Origin of the sequence: Streptomyces sp. NBC_01429 (genome assembly GCF_036231945.1) — a bacterium.
Classification (GTDB): Bacteria; Actinomycetota; Actinomycetes; order Streptomycetales; family Streptomycetaceae; genus Streptomyces.
Genome location: NZ_CP109599.1, coordinates 2,056,668 through 2,073,800 on the forward strand (window position 1 = coordinate 2,056,668; position 17,133 = coordinate 2,073,800).

The following is a 17,133-nucleotide window of genomic DNA, read 5'->3' on the forward strand; positions in this document are numbered from 1 at the left end:
ACTCGTCAATAAAAGTCCGTTTCCTCCGTGAACACTTTGTACGGCTCGTGATCCGGCGCTCACGCCGTGTCATTCCCGTCACAGCCCTGCCCACTGGCCTTGTTGGAGATCCTGCACTGTGCTGGAATTCCCCCCACCGCCGCGGGTTTCAGGTCCGGCGCGCAAGGGCGCAACGCAGCGTCGAGCGGCGGCGGGGAAGGGGAGCAAGCGCCGGTCACTCACGACCACCATGGGGAGCGTTCTGCGCCCCACGACGCCGACACCGTTCTCCCGTTCGCGGGGGGACGCCTGGTCCAGAGGTTGCGACGCTAGTGCAGGGACGTTTCAAGAGGGATAGCAGCGCTGCGGCGGAGCAGGAGCCCCGCGGCGGAACCGACCGCGGCTCCTCGCCCCAGCACACCCAGAACCCGGGCCCGGCGCCTTCGGGCGAGAGCGGCGGCCGCGGCGGCCCCCCCGGCGCGAAGTCCGGAGGCCACGACGCCCCGGCCGACCAGCCCGGGGCGAAGGCCAAGGACCCCACCGACCCCGGCTCACGCGTAGCCCTGCGCAACTGGCGCATCAGCACCCGCCTGGTGGCGCTGCTGACCCTCCCGGTGGTCGCCGCGACCACGCTGGGCGGCCTCCGCATCAACGACTCGTTGAACGAGATGCAGCAGCTGGAGCACATGCAGCTGCTGACGAAGATGACGAAGGAGGCGACCAACCTCGCGCAGGCCCTCCAGGCGGAGCGCGACGAGTCGGCCGGCCCCCTCACCAACGGCGCCAACGCCAAGGACTTCCGGGTCCAGGACCGCCGTACCAAGACCGACCGGGCGAAGAAGGGCTTCCTCGACACCACGGTCGACATCGGCAACACCGACGGCGACCAGGCGCTGGAGAGCATCCGCTCGAACGTCAACCAGATCGCCACCCAGGTCAACGGCATCAACGACATCCGCAAGGACGCGTACAGGTCGGACGCGCACTCGCTGACCGTCGACGCGTACAGCGGGCTGATCGACTCCCTGCTGAGCCTGTCGCAGGACATGGCGCAGGCGACCAGCAACCCCGACATGATCAAGCGGACCCGCGCGCTGGCCGCGTTCTCGTCCGCCAAGGAGTACGCGTCCATCCAGCGGGCCATCATCGCCGCCGCGCTCCCCGCCGACCCGAAGAACAAGGGCACGCTCAACGAGAACGACCGGCTGTACGGTCTGGCCGCGCAGAAGAAGGAGCGCAACGCGCTCACCTCCTTCCGCGCGCTGTACGAGGCCATGGGCGGCGACGCCGAAGCGCTGATGGCCCCGCTCAACGGCCAGGGAAGCCCCGAGATCCAGGCGTCCGAGAAGTACGCCGACCGGGTGCTCGACCGCACCGGCGGCCTCGCCGCGCAGCCCAACCGCTCGTATCTGGACTGGACCGACCAGGCGTCCACGCGCATCGTCGCGATGAAGAACATCGAGGCCACGCTGCTGGGCGAGATGGAGGCCAAGGCCCGCGAGCTGCGCGACAGTTCGCAGCGCGACGCGCTCATCAACGGCGCCGTGATCCTCCTCGTGCTCGGCGTCTCGCTGGTCGGCGCCTTCGTGGTCGCCCGCTCCATGATCCGCTCGCTGCGCCGGCTCCAGGACACGGCGACCAGGGTCGCCCAGGACCGGCTGCCCGAGCTGGTCAAGCAGCTCTCCGACTCCGACCCGCAGGACGTCGACACCTCCGTCGAGTCGGTCGGTGTGCACTCCAGGGACGAGATCGGAAAGGTCGCCGCGGCCTTCGACGACGTGCACCGCGAGGCGGTACGACTCGCCGCCGAGCAGGCCCTCCTGCGGGGCAACGTCAACGCGATGTTCACCAACCTCTCGCGCCGCAGCCAGGGCCTCATCCAGCGTCAGCTCTCGCTCATCTCCGAACTGGAGTCCCGCGAGGCCGACCCGGACCAGCTGTCCTCCCTCTTCAAGCTCGACCACCTCGCGACCCGTATGCGCCGTAACGGCGAGAACCTCCTCGTCCTCGCGGGCGAGGAGCCGGGCCGCCGCTGGACCAGGCCCGTACCGCTGGTCGACGTGTTGCGCGCCGCGGCCTCCGAGGTGGAGCAGTACGAACGCATCGAACTGGCCCAGGTCCCCGCGACCGAGGTCGCCGGACGCGTCGTCAACGACCTCGTGCACCTGCTCGCCGAGCTGCTGGAGAACGCCACGTCGTTCTCCTCGCCGCAGACGAAGGTCCGGGTGACCGGCCACGCGCTGCCCGACGGACGGGTGCTCGTGGAGATCCACGACACCGGCATCGGCCTGTCGCCCGAAGACCTCGCGGCGATCAACGAGCGGCTCGCCTCGCCGCCCACCGTGGACGTCTCGGTCTCGCGCCGCATGGGTCTGTTCGTGGTCGGCCGGCTGTCCCTGCGCCACGGGATCAGGATCCAGCTGCGCCCCTCCGACTCCGGCGGTACGACCGCGCTGGTCATGCTGCCCGTCGATGTCGCCCACGGCGGCAAGAAGGGCCCGGTGGGCCGGCCCGGCCAGAACGGTCCCGGCCAGGGCGGACCGGTCGGCGGCCAGCTGCCCGGTGGTTCCGGCGCGGCCGGTGGCGGCCGTCCCGGCGCGGCCCCCGGTGGCTCGCCCGCTCCCGGTCTGCTCGGCGCGGGTGCGCCGCGCGGCCAGGTCGGCCCCGGTGCGAGCCCGCGCGCCGCGCTGCCGGCCAGGGACGGTACGCCGGGCGGATCGCAGGGCGGTCCGCAGGCGGGTCCCCCGCGCTCCGGCGGTCCCCAGGACCCGCAGCGCCAGGGCGGCGGCCAGCCCAGCGTCTTCGCGCAGAACGCCTTCGGTCCCCCGCCGCAGAACCGCGGCGGCCAGCCCCCGGCGCCCCAGGGCCAGAGCGGTCAGGGCGGCCAGGTCGGCAGCCAGGGTGGTCAGGGCGGCCAAGGTGGCGGTCAGGGCGGTCAGAACGGCTTCAGCGGCCGGGCCCAGAACACCTTCCAGCAGGGCGGCGCCCCCGGCGGCCGGCAGCTTCCGCCGCCCGGCGGACCGCGCGCCGAACTCCCCGGCGGCAACCCGCAGCCGAAGCGCCCGCAGACCACCAGCTGGGGCGCCGACCAGTCGTCGGGCGCGCAGCGTCCCTCGCCGGACGCCCCGCGCGGCCACGAGGAGCACGACTCCACCGGTCAGTTCCCCCGGCCGGCCGGCGACCAGCAGGGCCCCGCCGCCACGGCGGAGTTCCCGCGCCCGGACTTCAACGCTCCGCGCCCCGACCAGAACGCCCCGCTGGGCAGTGCCCAGGACGCCGCGGCCACGGCCCAGTTCCCCCGGCCCGACTTCGGCGCCCCGGCGCCGACGGGTTACAACGCGGAGTACAACGGCAGGCAGGACCAGAACGACAGGTCCGGCTTCCGCCCGCAGTCCGACTTCGGTGGCCAGCAGGACTTCAACGCCCCGCGGCCCCCGGCACCCGCCCCGGTGCCCGGTTCGGAGGGCGGCTACCGTCCGCCGAGCCTGCCGGCGCAGCCTCAGCCGGAGGCACTGCCTCCGGCCGGTCCCGGCGACGGCAGCACTCCGCTGTACGACAACCTGGAAACCAACTGGTTCCACACGACGCAGCAGGGCGGCGGGGTTCCGGACGGCCGTCCGCAGTCCGGCGAGCCGGAGCGGCGGGACGAATCGCAGTTCCCCGCACAGCCCTCGTCCGCGCCTTCCGCGTTCGAGCCGCCGCGCTCCGAGCCCGCCGCGTACGAGCCCGCCGCGTACGAGCCGTCCTCGTTCGAGCCCCCGCGTCGGCAGGAACCTCCGATGCCCCGGCGTGAACCGCTCATGCCCCGGCGGGACTCCTCGAACGGCTCCGGCGCCAACGGCTCGGGGACGAACGGCCGGGGCACGAACGGCTCCGGCATCAACGGCACCAGCGCCGGCGGCTTCGGCACCATCGACTCGGGCACCAACAGCTTCGGTGCTCCCTCGGGCGACAACGGCTCGGGAAACAGCGGTTCAGGCACGAACGGCGTGGGCGCCAATTCCTCCTGGCGCACCTCGCCCAACGATGAGCTGGTACGCCAGGCCGAGCGGGCCAAAAAGCCCCAGGCCGGCGGTCTCACCACCTCCGGTCTGCCCCGCCGGGTACCGCGCGCCAACCTGGTGCCGGGAACCGCGCAGGAACAGAACACCCAGGCCGGTCCGCAGGTCTCTCGTGCACCCGCTGACGTACGCGGCCGGCTGACCAATCTCCGTCGGGGTATCCAGCAAGGTCGTCAGGCGGGCAACACCGGCCCGGCGAGCAACGGATTCAACCTCGGCACCTCTCACCAGCAGGAGCGTTAGTTGAGTCCGATGAGTCAGGCTGCGCAGAATCTGAACTGGTTGATCACCAACTTCGTGGACAACACCCCTGGGGTGTCCCACACCGTGGTGGTCTCCGCAGACGGACTTCTGCTGGCCATGTCCGAGGGCTTCCCCCGCGACCGCGCCGATCAGCTCGCGGCCGTGGCGTCCGGTCTGACCTCGCTGACCGCGGGGGCGTCCCGGATCTTCGAAGGCGGCCCGGTCAACCAGACCGTGGTGGAGATGGAGCGCGGCTTCCTCTTCCTCATGTCGGTCTCCGACGGTTCCTCCCTGGCCGTGCTCGCCCACCCCGAGTGCGACATCGGCCTGGTGGGTTACGAGATGGCCCTTCTGGTCGACCGCGCCGGTACGGTCCTCACTCCGGACCTGCGCGCCGAACTCCAGGGAAGTCTGCTGCACTGAGGATTCCAGGTACCGCCCCCAGCTCCCACCACCGTCCGGCCGCCCAACCGGCCCCCCACCGGCCAAGTCAGACGGCACAAGGCATCTTGCTGTCACGCCCGGAGGATTCATGACCCCGCCACCCGCCTCTCACGATCCGTACGGTGCCTCAATGGACGCGTCCTACGGCTCGGAGGGCGATCAGCCGCTGGTACGTCCGTACGCCATGACCGGCGGCCGGACCCGGCCGCGGTACCAGCTCGCCATCGAGGCACTGGTCAGTACGACGGCAGACCCGGCACATCTCGCCACCCTGCTCCCCGAGCACCAGCGGATCTGCCACCTGTGCCGTGAGGTCAAGTCCGTGGCGGAGGTGTCGGCGCTGCTCACGATGCCGCTCGGTGTCGCCCGGATCCTCGTGGCCGACCTGGCGGAAGCCGGCATGGTGGCCATCCACCAGCCGGGCAACGGAGAGGCCGGCGGCACGCCGGATGTGACACTGCTCGAAAGGGTGCTCAGTGGACTTCGCAAGCTCTAGTGGCGGTGCCGGTACGGCACGGTCGACCACCAGCGCGAAGATCGTGGTGGCGGGCGGCTTCGGCGTGGGCAAGACCACGTTCGTCGGCGCCGTCTCGGAGATCAACCCGCTGCGTACCGAAGCCGTCATGACCAGCGCCTCCGCCGGCATCGACGACCTCACCCACACCGGAGACAAGACCACCACCACCGTGGCCATGGACTTCGGCCGCATCACCCTCGACCAAGACCTCATCCTCTACCTCTTCGGCACCCCCGGCCAGGACCGCTTCTGGTTCATGTGGGACGACCTCGTACGCGGCGCCATCGGCGCCGTCGTCCTCGTCGACACCCGCCGCCTCGCCGACTGCTTCCCCGCCGTCGACTACTTCGAAAACTCAGGACTCCCCTTCGTCATCGCCCTCAACGGCTTCGACGGACACCAGCCCTACACCCCCGACGAAGTACGCGAAGCACTCCAGATCGGCCCCGACACCCCCATCATCACCACCGACGCCCGCCACCGCGCCGACGCCAAAAGCGGACTCATCACCCTCGTCGAACACGCCCTCATGGCCCGACTCAAGTAGACGGCCGGCTACGGAAGTTGCCGTATACGAAGCTGGAGGTGGGCTATGTCGTTCGACACGGCCCGCCTCCTTGTTCATAACATTTCGACAGAGAATTCACGCGCTCCGGACACCCGACGCACTCGCCCGGTGCCACTGCGCTCACATCGGCCCCGTCTTTTGACGGGGCTCGTTCTTTATGCCCGTTTTACGCGAGGCTTGTACCACTCGGAATGGCTGATTCCTGCTGTTTGGATTGCGGCCCTTCCCCGTGCTGGAATTCAGCGACTCCTGAGAACTACGGCTAGTACGGCCCCTGAAACAAAACGCGGCACGACGTAGGTGCCGACGCCGAGAGGTTGTTGGTCGAGTGAGGCGAAGCAAGACGGGCTCCGCGGAGCAGCAGGCGCGGGGCAACTTCACCCCGCCGCCGCGCGCTGCGGCGCCACCCGCGGTCAAGACCGCCTCGCCGCCGCCGGGAGGCAGTTCAAGCCGTTTCTCGCCGCGCAACTGGCGCGTGCCCACCCGGCTGAACGCCATTCTCCTGATCCCCGTTCTGGTGGGTCTGGTGATGGGCGGCTTCCAGGTGAAGGGGTCCGTCGACACCTGGCAGGAGGCGCAGGACGCCGAGCGCACGGCCCGCGTCGTACGGTCCGCCTCGGAGTACGGTCAGGCGCTGCTCAACGAGCGGGACCTCACCGCTCAGCCGCTGCTGACCAACAAGCGCGACGCCCCCGCCGTGTCCCAGGCCTACGCGGCCACGGACGCGGCGGCCAAGAACTTCGACGCGGCGGTCCGGGACATGCCCCACAAGGAGGGCCTGGACCGCAGGCTCGCGCTCTTCAGGAGCGTGGAACCGACCCTGGTGAACATCCGCAAGACCGCGTACACCGCGGGGGTGGAGACGCCGGACAAGAGCGGTGACAACGGCGGTCCCGTGGCCACCGAGGAGAGCTACGTGCCGCTGGAGCACACGCTCATGGAGTTCTCCAACGAGCTGGGTTTCGGCAGCGGCAACAGCACCAGCTACGGCCGTACGGTCTACGCGCTTCAACTCGCCAAGGGCGCCGAGTCGCTCCAGCGCTCGATCGGCATGCATCTGCTGGTCAGGCCGAGCCAGAAGGCCGACGTCAAGAGCGGTCAGGCCATCGCGTTCTCCTCGTACGCCTATCTGGAGGACATCGCCGTCGGCGAGTTCGTCTCCGGCGGTACGGAGGCGGACCTGGCCAAGCTCCAGCAGGTGATGCGGGAGAAGACGGCCGAGGGCGCCAAGAAGCTCGCCTCCGCCCAGCAGCAGGCCATGGCCGCGGGCCAGGACTTCATCGCCCCGCCGAGCAAGGACGGCTCCGTACTCGACGGCATGGTCGCGGCGATCGCGACCGGCGACAACCCCGAGCAGCTCGCCTCGCGCGGAGTGACGCCCGAGGCGTGGATGGCGGCCACCACCGCCAAGTTCGACGGCTACTCGGAGGTCGAGGAGGATCTGCTCGGCCGGGCGGTGACCGACGCGGCGCAGATCTCGGAGAACGCCAGGAACAGCGCCATCACCAACGGCGCCATCGTCGTGATCGCGCTGCTCGCCGCGTTCGTGCTGGCCGGCATCATGGCGCGGCAGCTGAGCCGCTCGATGCTGTCGCTGCGTACGGCCGCCTTCGGCATAGCCGAGCAGCGGCTGCCGATGCTGGTCGACCAGCTCTCGCGCGCCGAGCCCGGCCGGGTCGACACCCGCGTCAAACCGATCCCCATCGATTCGCGCGACGAGATCGGCGAGGTCGCCCGCGCCTTCGACCAGGTGCACCGCGAGGCCGTCAGGCTCGCCGCCGAGCAGGCCATGCTGCGGGGCAACGTCAACGCGATCTTCACCAATCTCTCGCGCCGCAACCAGTCGCTGATCGAGGGGCAGTTGACCCTCATCTCCGACCTGGAGAACAACGAGGGCGACCCGGACCAGCTGGAGAACCTCTTCCGGCTCGACCACCTCGCGACCCGGATGCGCCGCAACGGCGAGAACCTCCTCGTCCTCGCGGGCGAGGAGCCGGGCCGCCGCTGGAACCAGCCGGTGCCCCTGGTCGACGTGTTGCGCGCGGCCGCCTCCGAGGTGGAGTCGTACGAGCGCATCGAGCTGACCGGCGTCCCGGAGACGGAGATCCACGGCCAGGCCGTCACCGACCTCGTCCACCTGCTCGCCGAGCTGCTGGAGAACGCCACCACGTTCTCCTCGCCGCAGACCAAGGTCCGGGTCACCGCGACCAGGCTGCCCGACGGCCGGGTGATGATCGAGATCCACGACAAGGGCATCGGCCTCACCGCCGAGGACTTCGCGGACATCAACCACAAGCTGTCCAACCCGCCGGTCGTGGACGCCTCGGTGTCGCAGCGCATGGGCCTGTTCGTGGTCGGCCGGCTCTCGGACCGGCACGGCATCCGCGTGCAGCTGCGTCCCTCGGGCGAACAGGCCGGTACGACCTCGCTGGTGATGCTCCCGGACGCGATCACGCACGGGGGCGGCGGCACCACGGCCGCCCCGGTCGCGGACTTCAGCGTCACGCAGGTCCTGCCCGAGCAGCCGGCCCCGGTGGAGGAGCGGCCTTTCCAGACCGCTCCGATGCTGACGGCGGCGGAGCTGGGCTTCGACGACTCCCGGTACGAGCAGCCCGCGCAGGAGAGCCCCCAGCAGCTCGACCCGGTCGACCGCTCGCAGAAGCGCGAGGAGCGCCGGGCCGCGCTGGGCACGCCGCCCGGCGCCGCGGGGCCGCTCTTCCAGGACCAGGTGCACGGCCAGTACCGCGAAGAGGCCGACGGCCCGTTCGGGGCGCAGGAACCGCAGCAGAACTCCTACGAGCAGAGCTACGCGCCGCAGCCGCCGGCGGCCGGTGCGCAGTACGCGCCGACGGGGTACGAGCAGTTCCCGCCGCAGCCGTATCCGGAGTCCTTCCCTCCGCCTGCCCAGCAGGACGAGTGGGCTGGTCAAGGTACGTACCAAAGCCCGTTCGAGCCGGAGCGGCGGACCGAACCGGAATCCGTGGACAGCGCTCCCGAGATCGACCGGGAACGCGTAGGCTTCGACCGTCCGGGACCGTCCCCGAGCACCAGCCACGCGTTGACGGACGCGGGTCTGCCGCGCCGGGGCGGTGGCCAGAACAACAGCCAGAACGGCAACAAGAACAACACCCAGAACAACACACAGAGCAACGGTCAGAGCGTTGGCCCGAGCGACGGCGGACCCGCCACCAGCGGTACGGCCTTCGGCGAGGGCGGGGCCGCCAACGGCGCGACCAACGGCGGCAGCAACGGCGTCGCCAACTTCGGGCAGACCGAAGCGGCCGGCACCGAGGACTGGCGCTCGAAGAACGACGAGCGCTGGCACCGGGCCGAGAAGCTCCGCGAGCCCAAGGCGGGCGGAGTCACCACGTCGGGTCTGCCCCGCCGCGTACCCAAGGCCAACCTGGTCGAGGGAGCGGCGGAGCAGACCCCGCAGAGCGGCCCCTCCGTCTCCCGCGCGCCGGAGGACATACGTGGCAGGTTGAGCAGCCTGCGGCGGGGCGTCGAGCGGGGCCGCTCCGCCGGAACGGACACGAACGGACCGGGCCGCGGCCCGGGCAGTACCTACAACCAGGAGCGTTAGTGTGAGCCCGATGAGCCAGGCGGCGCAGAATCTGAACTGGTTGATCACCAACTTTGTGGACAACACCCCCGGGGTGTCCCACACGGTGGTGGTCTCCGCCGACGGACTCCTGCTGGCCATGTCCGAAGGTTTCCCACGCGACCGAGCCGATCAGCTCGCGGCCGTGGCGTCCGGTCTGACCTCGCTGACCGCGGGGGCGTCCCGGATCTTCGAAGGCGGTGCCGTCAACCAGACCGTCGTCGAGATGGAGCGCGGATTCCTCTTCCTCATGTCCATCTCGGACGGCTCGTCACTGGCCGTACTCGCCCACCCCGAGGCCGATATCGGCCTGGTGGGTTACGAGATGGCGCTCCTGGTCGACCGCGCGGGTACGGTCCTCACTCCGGACCTGCGCGCCGAACTCCAGGGAAGTCTGCTCAACTGACAGACAGTGCGCCGCTCGCCGCCGCACCATTAAAGTGCGGTGGCGCGGGTGGCACAGGTCCGTAGACATCGGGCCCGGCGACCGGCAGTCGGAGGAGGAAACGTGGCTACACCCCCAGACGGGCATCCCTATGACGGCGGCCCGGAGCTTCCGGGTGAGCGTGTCCGGAACCGCTTCAACTTCCCCTCCGCGCCGAGCGGTCAGGCCGGCCAGGGGAATCACGGTGGCCAGAGCGGTCAGGGCGGTGGCATGAGCGGCGGTTACGAGCCGCTCTCAGGGCCCTACCAGTCGCCGCAGCCACCGCAGCAGCCCCAGCCCCAGCGCCGGCCCCCGTCCCAGGTCCAGCCCCCACAGCCGTACGAACAGCCCATCGAACCATCGTACGAACAGCCGAGGCAGTCCCGCTCCCAGCAGGACCGGCCGAGGCGCTCCCGGGAGCCCGCTCCCTCCATGGGCACACACAATCCGTTGGTGCGCCCGTACGCCATGACCGGCGGCCGGACCCGGCCGCGGTACCAGCTCGCCATCGAGGCACTGGTCAGTACGACAGCCGATCCGTCCCAGCTGCAAGGGCAGTTGCCCGAGCATCAGCGGATCTGCCAATTGTGTTTTGAGATCAAATCGGTCGCCGAGATTTCGGCGCTCCTCTCCATCCCCCTGGGTGTCGCCCGGATCCTCGTGGCCGACCTGGCGGAGGCTGGCCTTGTCGCCATCCACCAGCCCGGCGGCGAGGAAACCGGCGGCACACCTGACGTGACACTGCTCGAAAGGGTGCTCAGTGGACTTCGCAAGCTCTAGCGGCGGTGCAGCCCGCTCAACCACCAGCGCGAAGATCGTGGTGGCGGGCGGCTTCGGCGTGGGCAAGACCACGTTCGTCGGCGCCGTCTCGGAGATCAACCCGCTGCGTACCGAAGCCGTCATGACCAGCGCCTCCGCCGGCATCGACGACCTCACCCACACCGGAGACAAGACCACCACCACCGTGGCCATGGACTTCGGCCGCATCACCCTCGACCAAGACCTCATCCTCTACCTCTTCGGCACCCCCGGCCAGGACCGCTTCTGGTTCATGTGGGACGACCTCGTACGCGGCGCCATCGGCGCCGTCGTTCTCGTCGACACCCGCCGCCTCGCCGACTGCTTCCCCGCCGTCGACTACTTCGAAAACTCAGGACTCCCCTTCGTCATCGCCCTCAACGGCTTCGACGGACACCAGCCCTACACCCCCGACGAAGTACGCGAAGCACTCCAGATCGGCCCCGACACCCCCATCATCACCACCGACGCCCGCCACCGCGCCGACGCCAAAAGCGGACTCATCACCCTCGTCGAACACGCCCTCATGGCCCGACTCCGCTAGGGCGTCCCCGGACGCGCGAAGGCCCCCGCACTCGTAAGGAGTGCGGGGGCCTTCGCCGTACTGCGGGACGTTCAGCCCTGCCAGCTGTGCGGGGCGCGGAACCCGGGGGTGCGCTCCAGCCGGCGCCAGCCGGCCGTGGAGCGGCCGCGGTGGGCGGCGGCGTCGGCGGTCTGCGGCCGGGAGGCGGCGCGGGCCATCAGGATCGCGGTGATGGCGGCGAGTTCCTCCGGGCCGGCCTGGCCCTTCTCGACGCGCAGCAGGGAATCGTTCGTGGGATCGCTCATGGAGGTCTTCTCTCCGTCTTCTCGGCAGGAGGACGCGGTGGTCACTGCGGGGGGTTGCCGTGCTTGCGGGACGGCAGGTCGGCGTGTTTCGTACGGAGCATCGCGAGCGCGCTCGCGAGCACCTCGCGGGTCTCCACGGGGTCGATGACGTCGTCGACCAGCCCGCGCTCCGCCGCGTAGTAGGGGTGCATCAGCTCGGCCTTGTACTCCTTGACCATGCGGGTGCGCATGGCCTCGGAGTCCTCGGCCTCGGCGATCTGCTTGCGGAAGATGACGTTGGCCGCGCCTTCCGCGCCCATCACCGCGATCTCGTTGGTGGGCCAGGCGAAGGTGAGGTCGGCCCCGATGGACTGGGAGTCCATGACGATGTAGGCGCCTCCGTATGCCTTGCGCAGGATCAGGGAGATCCGGGGCACGGTGGCGTTGCAGTAGGCGTACAGCAGCTTGGCACCGTGCCGGATGATCCCGCCGTGCTCCTGGTCGACGCCGGGCAGGAAGCCGGGCACGTCCAGCAGCGTGACGATCGGGATATTGAAAGCGTCGCACATCTGGACAAAGCGCGCAGCCTTCTCGGACGCCTCGATGTCCAGGACCCCGGCGAGGGACTGCGGCTGGTTGGCCACGATGCCGATGACCTGACCGTCGATCCGGGCCAGGGCGCAGATGATGTTGCGGGCCCAGCGCTCGTGGATCTCCAGGAAGTCGCCGTCGTCGACGAGCTCCTCGATCACCTTGTGCATGTCGTACGGGCGGTTGCCGTCGGCGGGAACCAGGTCGAGCAGCACCTCGGAGCGGCGGTCGGCCGGGTCCTCGGAGACGACCGTCGGCGGGTTCTCGCGGTTGTTCTGCGGGAGCATCGACAGGAGGTAGCGCACCTCGGCGATGCAGGTCTCCTCGTCGTCGTACGCGAAGTGCGCGACGCCCGAGGTCTCGGCGTGCACATCGGCGCCGCCGAGGCCGTTCTGGGTAATCTCCTCACCGGTGACGGCCTTGACCACGTCGGGGCCCGTGATGAACATCTGCGAGGTCTCGCGGACCATGAAGACGAAGTCGGTGAGGGCCGGGCTGTAGGCGGCGCCGCCCGCGCACGGGCCGAGCATCACGCTGATCTGCGGGATGACACCGGAGGCGCGGGTGTTGCGCTGGAAGATGCCGCCGTAGCCGGCGAGCGCGGAGACGCCCTCCTGGATACGGGCGCCGGCGCCGTCGTTCAGCGAGACCAGCGGGGCACCGGCCGAGATGGCCATGTCCATGATCTTGTGGATCTTGGTGGCGTGGGCCTCGCCCAGCGCGCCGCCGAAGATCCGGAAGTCGTGGGCGTAGACGAAGACCGTGCGGCCCTCGACCGTGCCCCAGCCGGTGATGACACCGTCCGTGTACGGCTTCTTGGCCTCCAGGCCGAAGCCGGTCGCGCGGTGCCTGCGCAGCTGCTCGACCTCTTTGAAGGAGCCCTCGTCGAGCAGCAGCTCGATGCGCTCGCGGGCGGTCAGCTTGCCCTTGGCTCGCTGGGCCTCGGTGGCGCGGTCGCTGGGGCCCCGGAGGGCCTCCTGGCGCAGCGCGTGCAATTCGGCCACACGGCCCCGGGCGTCAGCGGGCCCGCTCGGCGTCTCGTCCACTACGGTCATGTCCCAACCCTACGAACACCACCAAGGAAAGCGCGCCGTCGACTCCACACAGTCTCCCGGCGGTATTCCTGGTGGGCCTGGACAGAACCGCACCCGATGCGGGGCAGGTGCACAGCGCGCCACCCCTACGGGTTGTAGGGATCCCCCTAGATTTCAGCGGAGGGACACCATGCAGCCATGCGTGGCGCCCGCGGTGCCGGGTGTGATCCTCAGCCGTACCGTACGGCCCGCTTCGAGCACCTCGACCGACGGGTCCCGGCCGGTGATCTCCCGTACCCGCCGGTCCCAGACGATCTCCAGCGGCTCTCCCGAGCGTACGGGCTCGCTCACCCGGAGCGTCGCGGTAGGGCCGCGTTCCACGACGAGGACGGCGGCGGGCGCGGTCGCGGTGAGCGGTCCCACCGTACCGGGCCGCCAGAAGTTCGCGGCGACGCAGCCGAGGGAGCGGATCGCGACGGCCTGCCGGTCGGCGCTGTTGTCGAGGATCTCCAGCCAGCGCGGGTCGGCGGCGCGGGCGGCGAGGGCGCGCCGGGAGGCGCCGGGCATCAGGAGGTAGCTGTACGAGGCGTCCACGGGGTCCGTGCCGTGGTCCAGCCAGAGCGTCCGGTACCGGCGGGTGCGCCGTTCGGGTGAGCCGCCGGTGTTGATGTCGCGCCAGGCTCCCGTCCGGTCCTCCTGGAGGGTCCGCAGGTCGGCGCCGCCGGGGAAGAGCCAGCCGCCGTGGCCCGCCAGATGGGCCCAGCGGGGCCGCGGACCGTGCGGGCCGTGGGTGCCGCCGGGGCCGAGGGTGAGGGTGTGCTCGCCGTTCTCGCCCAGATTCCGGTTGTCGACGACCGTTTCGACGGGCACCCCGTCGGCGCAGCTGATCCCGGCGCCCAGGCAGACGACGGCGTCGGCGACGCAGAACCAGGACTTGCGGGCTTCGAGGGTGGAGCCGAGTCCCTTGAGGTGCTGGCCCACGGCGGCGTACGCACCGTCGGTGACCCCACCGACCCACCGTACGGCCGGCCGGGGCTCGCCCCATTCGCCGCCGGCCCGGTCCGCCAGCCGCCGGGTGGAGACCGTCGTGCCGGGCAGCCGGTAGGGGTCGACCGTGGGCCAGAACCAGTCGGTGTACTGGTCGTTGCCCGCGTCCGCGCGCCACCAGTAGAGCATTCCAGCGCCGGTGTGCCAGCCGCGCGGGTTCTCGCCGTTGCCGCATTCGTAGTGCGAGATCCGGTCGGAGGCCATCGCGATGTTGGCGGCCCAGCCGGGGCGGCGGTGCACGGCCCGGTCCATCGCGGCGAAGAGCGTGTGGCCGGTCGGCTCGGGGGCCGGGGGCACCTCGGCGGCGGCGAGCGCCCGCAGCCGGGCGAGGTCGGCCACGTCGAACTGCGGGGCGGTGAGTACGGGCGACACGGTGTCGCGCTCGATCCACCCCTTGACCAGCGCGCTCCACCGCTCGCGCTCGGCCGGGGACGCGGCGCCCGCGAGCACGGCGACGGCCGCGATCAGCCCCTGTCCGTGGAAGTGGTCGCCGCGCGGCACCCGCTGGTCGTCGCTCGCGAGCAGGCCCCGGCTGACGGCCCGGCCGCTGACGCTGTCCATCGCCAGACCGTTGTAGACCAGCGGGGCGTAGGCGCGTTCCACGCTGTCGAGGACGAGTTGCCGGTTCGGATCGGTGACGGCCCAGGCCGACCCGTCGAGCAGGGTGAGGAGCAGGCCGAGGCCGTCCAGCATGACCTGGCCGTACGTTCCCGAGTAGGCGACCGTGGTGTGCTGGACGAACGAGCCGTCGGCGTAGAGCCCGTCGCCCGTCGTCACGTACGGGAAGACGGGCGAGAGGGCGTCGCGGGCCAGCGCGATCCGGTCGGGGGCGGCGCCGAGGACGCCGCGCAGCACGACCGAGCGGCAGAGGTCGACGCGGTTGGCCCCGGTGCTGGTGCCCGTGTAGTCGGTGAGCAGCCGGTCGGGGATGAAGTGGTCGACGGCGGCGTGGGCGGCGGCCCTCGTCTCCTCGGTGAGCCGGTCGTACAGGACGGCGGTGATGTCCATGAGCGGCCGGGGGCTGCCGATCTGCCATTCCCACCAGTTGCCGTAGGGGGCGGTGGCGGGGCGGTAGACCGTCGCGGCGAGGTGGTCGAGTCCGCGCACGACGTCGGCCGACAGCGTGGCGTCACCGGTGAGTCCGGTACCGGGCTGGGCGTAGGCGCGGGTCATGGTCCAGAGCCGGGTGTAGCTCTGGGTGATGCCGGACGGCGGGTCGAAGGGCCGGTCCGGCCAGAGGGAGGTGGCCGCCGGGGCCATCGTCGCGCGCAGCCGGGCGGCCTGTTCGCCGGTGGCGGCGAGCCGGGAGGCATACGGCTCGGCGGTGGGGTCGTATCCGGTGCCGAGCCGGAGATCCACCCAGCGCAGCCGCAACTCCTCGAACGCGGACGGATCGGCGGCGGCGGACCGCGCGGAGAGCGGCACGGACAGGGCCCCCGCCCCGGCGGCGGCCAGGGCCGTGGCCAGGAAGGCGCGACGGGAGCCGGTGGCGGGGTGGGGCCGGGCGGACGGCAGCGGCACGGGAACCTCCACGATCGGACCTGGGTCGTGGCCGCCGCCCTCAACAGCGGCTCATGGAGCGGCTGTTCACCGGTCTATCACATCGGACCGCTACCGGGGGTACACGCATCGCCGTAGTGAGAGCGCTCTCAGCCCCAACTCTTGACTGGTACCTCGTGCGTAGCAAGAGTGGGTGCCAACGCAGGGCGCCTCCTCCCACACGCCGCGCCCGGCGTCCCCCCACGTATCAGGAGACCTTCCGTGATATCCCGCCGACTGTTCCTCTCCGGCACGGCCGCCGCCGCGACGGCCCTCACGTACCCCGTCTGGGGAAGCGCCCTGAGCCCCCACGCCTCGGCCGCCCCGGAGACCTGCGAAATCGCCCTCCAGAACAAGTCGTTGCCCGGTGCGGTCAGCGCGTACGTCACCGGCCACGACGCCGCCACCAACGGCTGGGTGCTGCTGCGCGCCGACGGCAGCGTCTACCGGCCGGAGTCGCCCGGCGCCCCGCAGACCCCGCTGCCGGTCGACTGCGCGATCCCGCTGAACCCGGCGGGCGGCGAGCCGGTCGTGCTGAGGCTGCCTCAGATGTTCGGCGCGCGCGTCTACTTCGTACGCGACGACAAGCTGGACTTCTTCCTCAACCCCGGGCCCTCGCTGGTCGAGCCGGCGTTCGCGACCGAGGCGGACCCGAACTACGACCGCACCTGGTCCTTCTGCGAGTTCACCTTCAACTCGGACCAGCTCTTCTCCAACATCAGCTACGTCGACCTGGTGACGGGGCTGCCCATCGGCATCACCCTGGAGGGCGACGCCACGCATACGGTCGCCCCGCTGCCGGAGGGCGCCCTCCAGAAGATCGCGGACGGGCTCACCGAGCAGGCGGCGGTGGACGGCCACCCGTGGGACAAGCTGGTCCTGCGCGGCAGCGACGGCAAGGTCCTGCGGGTGATCTCCCCGCAGAACCTGGCGGGTGAGACCCCGTTCGAGCACGTCTTCGACAGCTATGTCGACCAGGTCTGGGAGAAGTACCGCTCGACGGATCTGAAGATCGACCTCCAGGGCGGCCGGGGCGTGTTCACCGGCCGGGTCAGCGGCGATGTCCTCACCTTCAACGGCGGGCACACCTTCACCAAGCCGACCTCGATGGACATCTTCACCTGCAACAGCGGCCCGTTCGCCAACAACCCCGAGGACTCGGACGACAAGAAGGGGCTGCTCGCCCGGCTCGGGGCCGCCTTCAGCCGCTCGACGGTCCTCAGCCACGCCGACCAGCCGAACGGCGCCACGGCGGCGGACTACTACCAGGACCCGGCCACCAACCACTTCGCCCGGGTGGTGCACGCCAACACCCCGATCGGCTACGCCTTCCCGTACGACGACGTCCAGCCCGACGGCCAGCCGGACGTCTCGGGCGCGGCCCACGACGGCAACCCGCGCCGCTGGACGGTGACCGTCGGCTCCTGAGCCGCGATCGAGACGCGCGGGACCCGGCGAAGGACGCCGGCCCGAACGGTGC

The 17,133-nt window shown here is 70.8% G+C and carries 12 protein-coding genes; 9 read left to right on the plus strand and 3 right to left on the minus strand.

From position 1 onward, the window contains the following. Nucleotides 1-311: 311 nt before the first annotated feature. The 8 genes from OG627_RS08480 to OG627_RS08515 all read left to right on the plus strand — a co-directional run bounded on the left by OG627_RS08480 (nt 312) and on the right by OG627_RS08515 (nt 11,179). The gene (locus OG627_RS08480) at nt 312-4,283 is read left to right on the plus strand and encodes a nitrate- and nitrite sensing domain-containing protein (RefSeq protein ID WP_329063011.1); all 3,972 of its coding nucleotides are present in this window, start codon (nt 312-314) and stop codon (nt 4,281-4,283) included. Nucleotides 4,284-4,292: 9 nt separating this feature from the next. Beyond that, nucleotides 4,293-4,706, plus strand: a complete 414-nt coding sequence (locus tag OG627_RS08485; protein ID WP_030351794.1) for a roadblock/LC7 domain-containing protein — start codon at nt 4,293-4,295, stop codon at nt 4,704-4,706. Nucleotides 4,707-4,815: 109 nt separating this feature from the next. After that, complete coding sequence (locus tag OG627_RS08490; RefSeq protein ID WP_114621845.1) at nt 4,816-5,223, plus strand: DUF742 domain-containing protein; 408 nt, start codon at nt 4,816-4,818, stop codon at nt 5,221-5,223. Further along, the gene (locus OG627_RS08495) at nt 5,204-5,791 is read left to right on the plus strand and encodes a GTP-binding protein (RefSeq protein WP_114662275.1); all 588 of its coding nucleotides are present in this window, start codon (nt 5,204-5,206) and stop codon (nt 5,789-5,791) included. Before OG627_RS08490 ends, OG627_RS08495 begins: the two co-directional genes overlap by 20 nt. Nucleotides 5,792-6,140: 349 nt before the next feature. Next, nucleotides 6,141-9,395 (plus strand): sensor histidine kinase, encoded by a 3,255-nt coding sequence (locus OG627_RS08500; protein ID WP_329063017.1) that lies wholly within the window; start codon nt 6,141-6,143, stop codon nt 9,393-9,395. Nucleotides 9,396-9,405: 10 nt separating this feature from the next. Continuing rightward, nucleotides 9,406-9,819: a roadblock/LC7 domain-containing protein gene (locus OG627_RS08505; RefSeq protein ID WP_010984131.1), complete on the plus strand. Its 414-nt coding sequence runs from the start codon at nt 9,406-9,408 to the stop codon at nt 9,817-9,819. Between the two features lie 102 nt (nt 9,820-9,921). Next, nucleotides 9,922-10,617 (plus strand): DUF742 domain-containing protein, encoded by a 696-nt coding sequence (locus OG627_RS08510; protein WP_329063019.1) that lies wholly within the window; start codon nt 9,922-9,924, stop codon nt 10,615-10,617. Then, a complete protein-coding gene (locus OG627_RS08515) occupies nt 10,598-11,179 on the plus strand; it encodes a GTP-binding protein (protein WP_031229389.1) in 582 nt (193 codons plus the stop codon). The genes OG627_RS08510 and OG627_RS08515 overlap by 20 nt, the downstream gene beginning before the upstream one ends. A 71-nt stretch (nt 11,180-11,250) precedes the next feature. On the opposite strand, the gene OG627_RS08520 is transcribed toward OG627_RS08515, so the two are convergent. The 3 genes from OG627_RS08520 to OG627_RS08530 all read right to left on the minus strand — a co-directional run bounded on the left by OG627_RS08520 (nt 11,251) and on the right by OG627_RS08530 (nt 15,635). After that, entirely contained in the window at nt 11,251-11,463 is a 213-nt protein-coding gene (locus OG627_RS08520; protein ID WP_329063020.1) for an acyl-CoA carboxylase subunit epsilon, read from the minus strand. A 41-nt stretch (nt 11,464-11,504) separates the two neighbouring features. Next, complete coding sequence (locus OG627_RS08525) at nt 11,505-13,088, minus strand: acyl-CoA carboxylase subunit beta (RefSeq protein ID WP_329063022.1); 1,584 nt, start codon at nt 13,086-13,088, stop codon at nt 11,505-11,507. A 153-nt stretch (nt 13,089-13,241) separates the two neighbouring features. After that, complete coding sequence (locus OG627_RS08530) at nt 13,242-15,635, minus strand: polysaccharide lyase 8 family protein (protein ID WP_329063024.1); 2,394 nt, start codon at nt 15,633-15,635, stop codon at nt 13,242-13,244. A 240-nt stretch (nt 15,636-15,875) separates the two neighbouring features. Between OG627_RS08530 and OG627_RS08535 the strand changes: the two genes are divergently transcribed. Then, nucleotides 15,876-17,081, plus strand: a complete 1,206-nt coding sequence (locus OG627_RS08535; protein ID WP_329063026.1) for a glycoside hydrolase family 64 protein — start codon at nt 15,876-15,878, stop codon at nt 17,079-17,081. Nucleotides 17,082-17,133 lie beyond the last annotated feature (52 nt).

Coding starts and splice junctions, on each gene's coding strand:
- OG627_RS08485 (WP_030351794.1), top strand. CDS start 4,293: ATGAGTCAGGCTGCGCAGAATCTGAACTGGTTGATCACCAACTTCGTG.
- OG627_RS08490 (WP_114621845.1), top strand. CDS start 4,816: ATGACCCCGCCACCCGCCTCTCACGATCCGTACGGTGCCTCAATGGAC.
- OG627_RS08505 (WP_010984131.1), top strand. CDS start 9,406: ATGAGCCAGGCGGCGCAGAATCTGAACTGGTTGATCACCAACTTTGTG.
- OG627_RS08520 (WP_329063020.1), bottom strand. CDS start 11,463: ATGAGCGATCCCACGAACGATTCCCTGCTGCGCGTCGAGAAGGGCCAG.
- OG627_RS08525 (WP_329063022.1), bottom strand. CDS start 13,088: ATGACCGTAGTGGACGAGACGCCGAGCGGGCCCGCTGACGCCCGGGGC.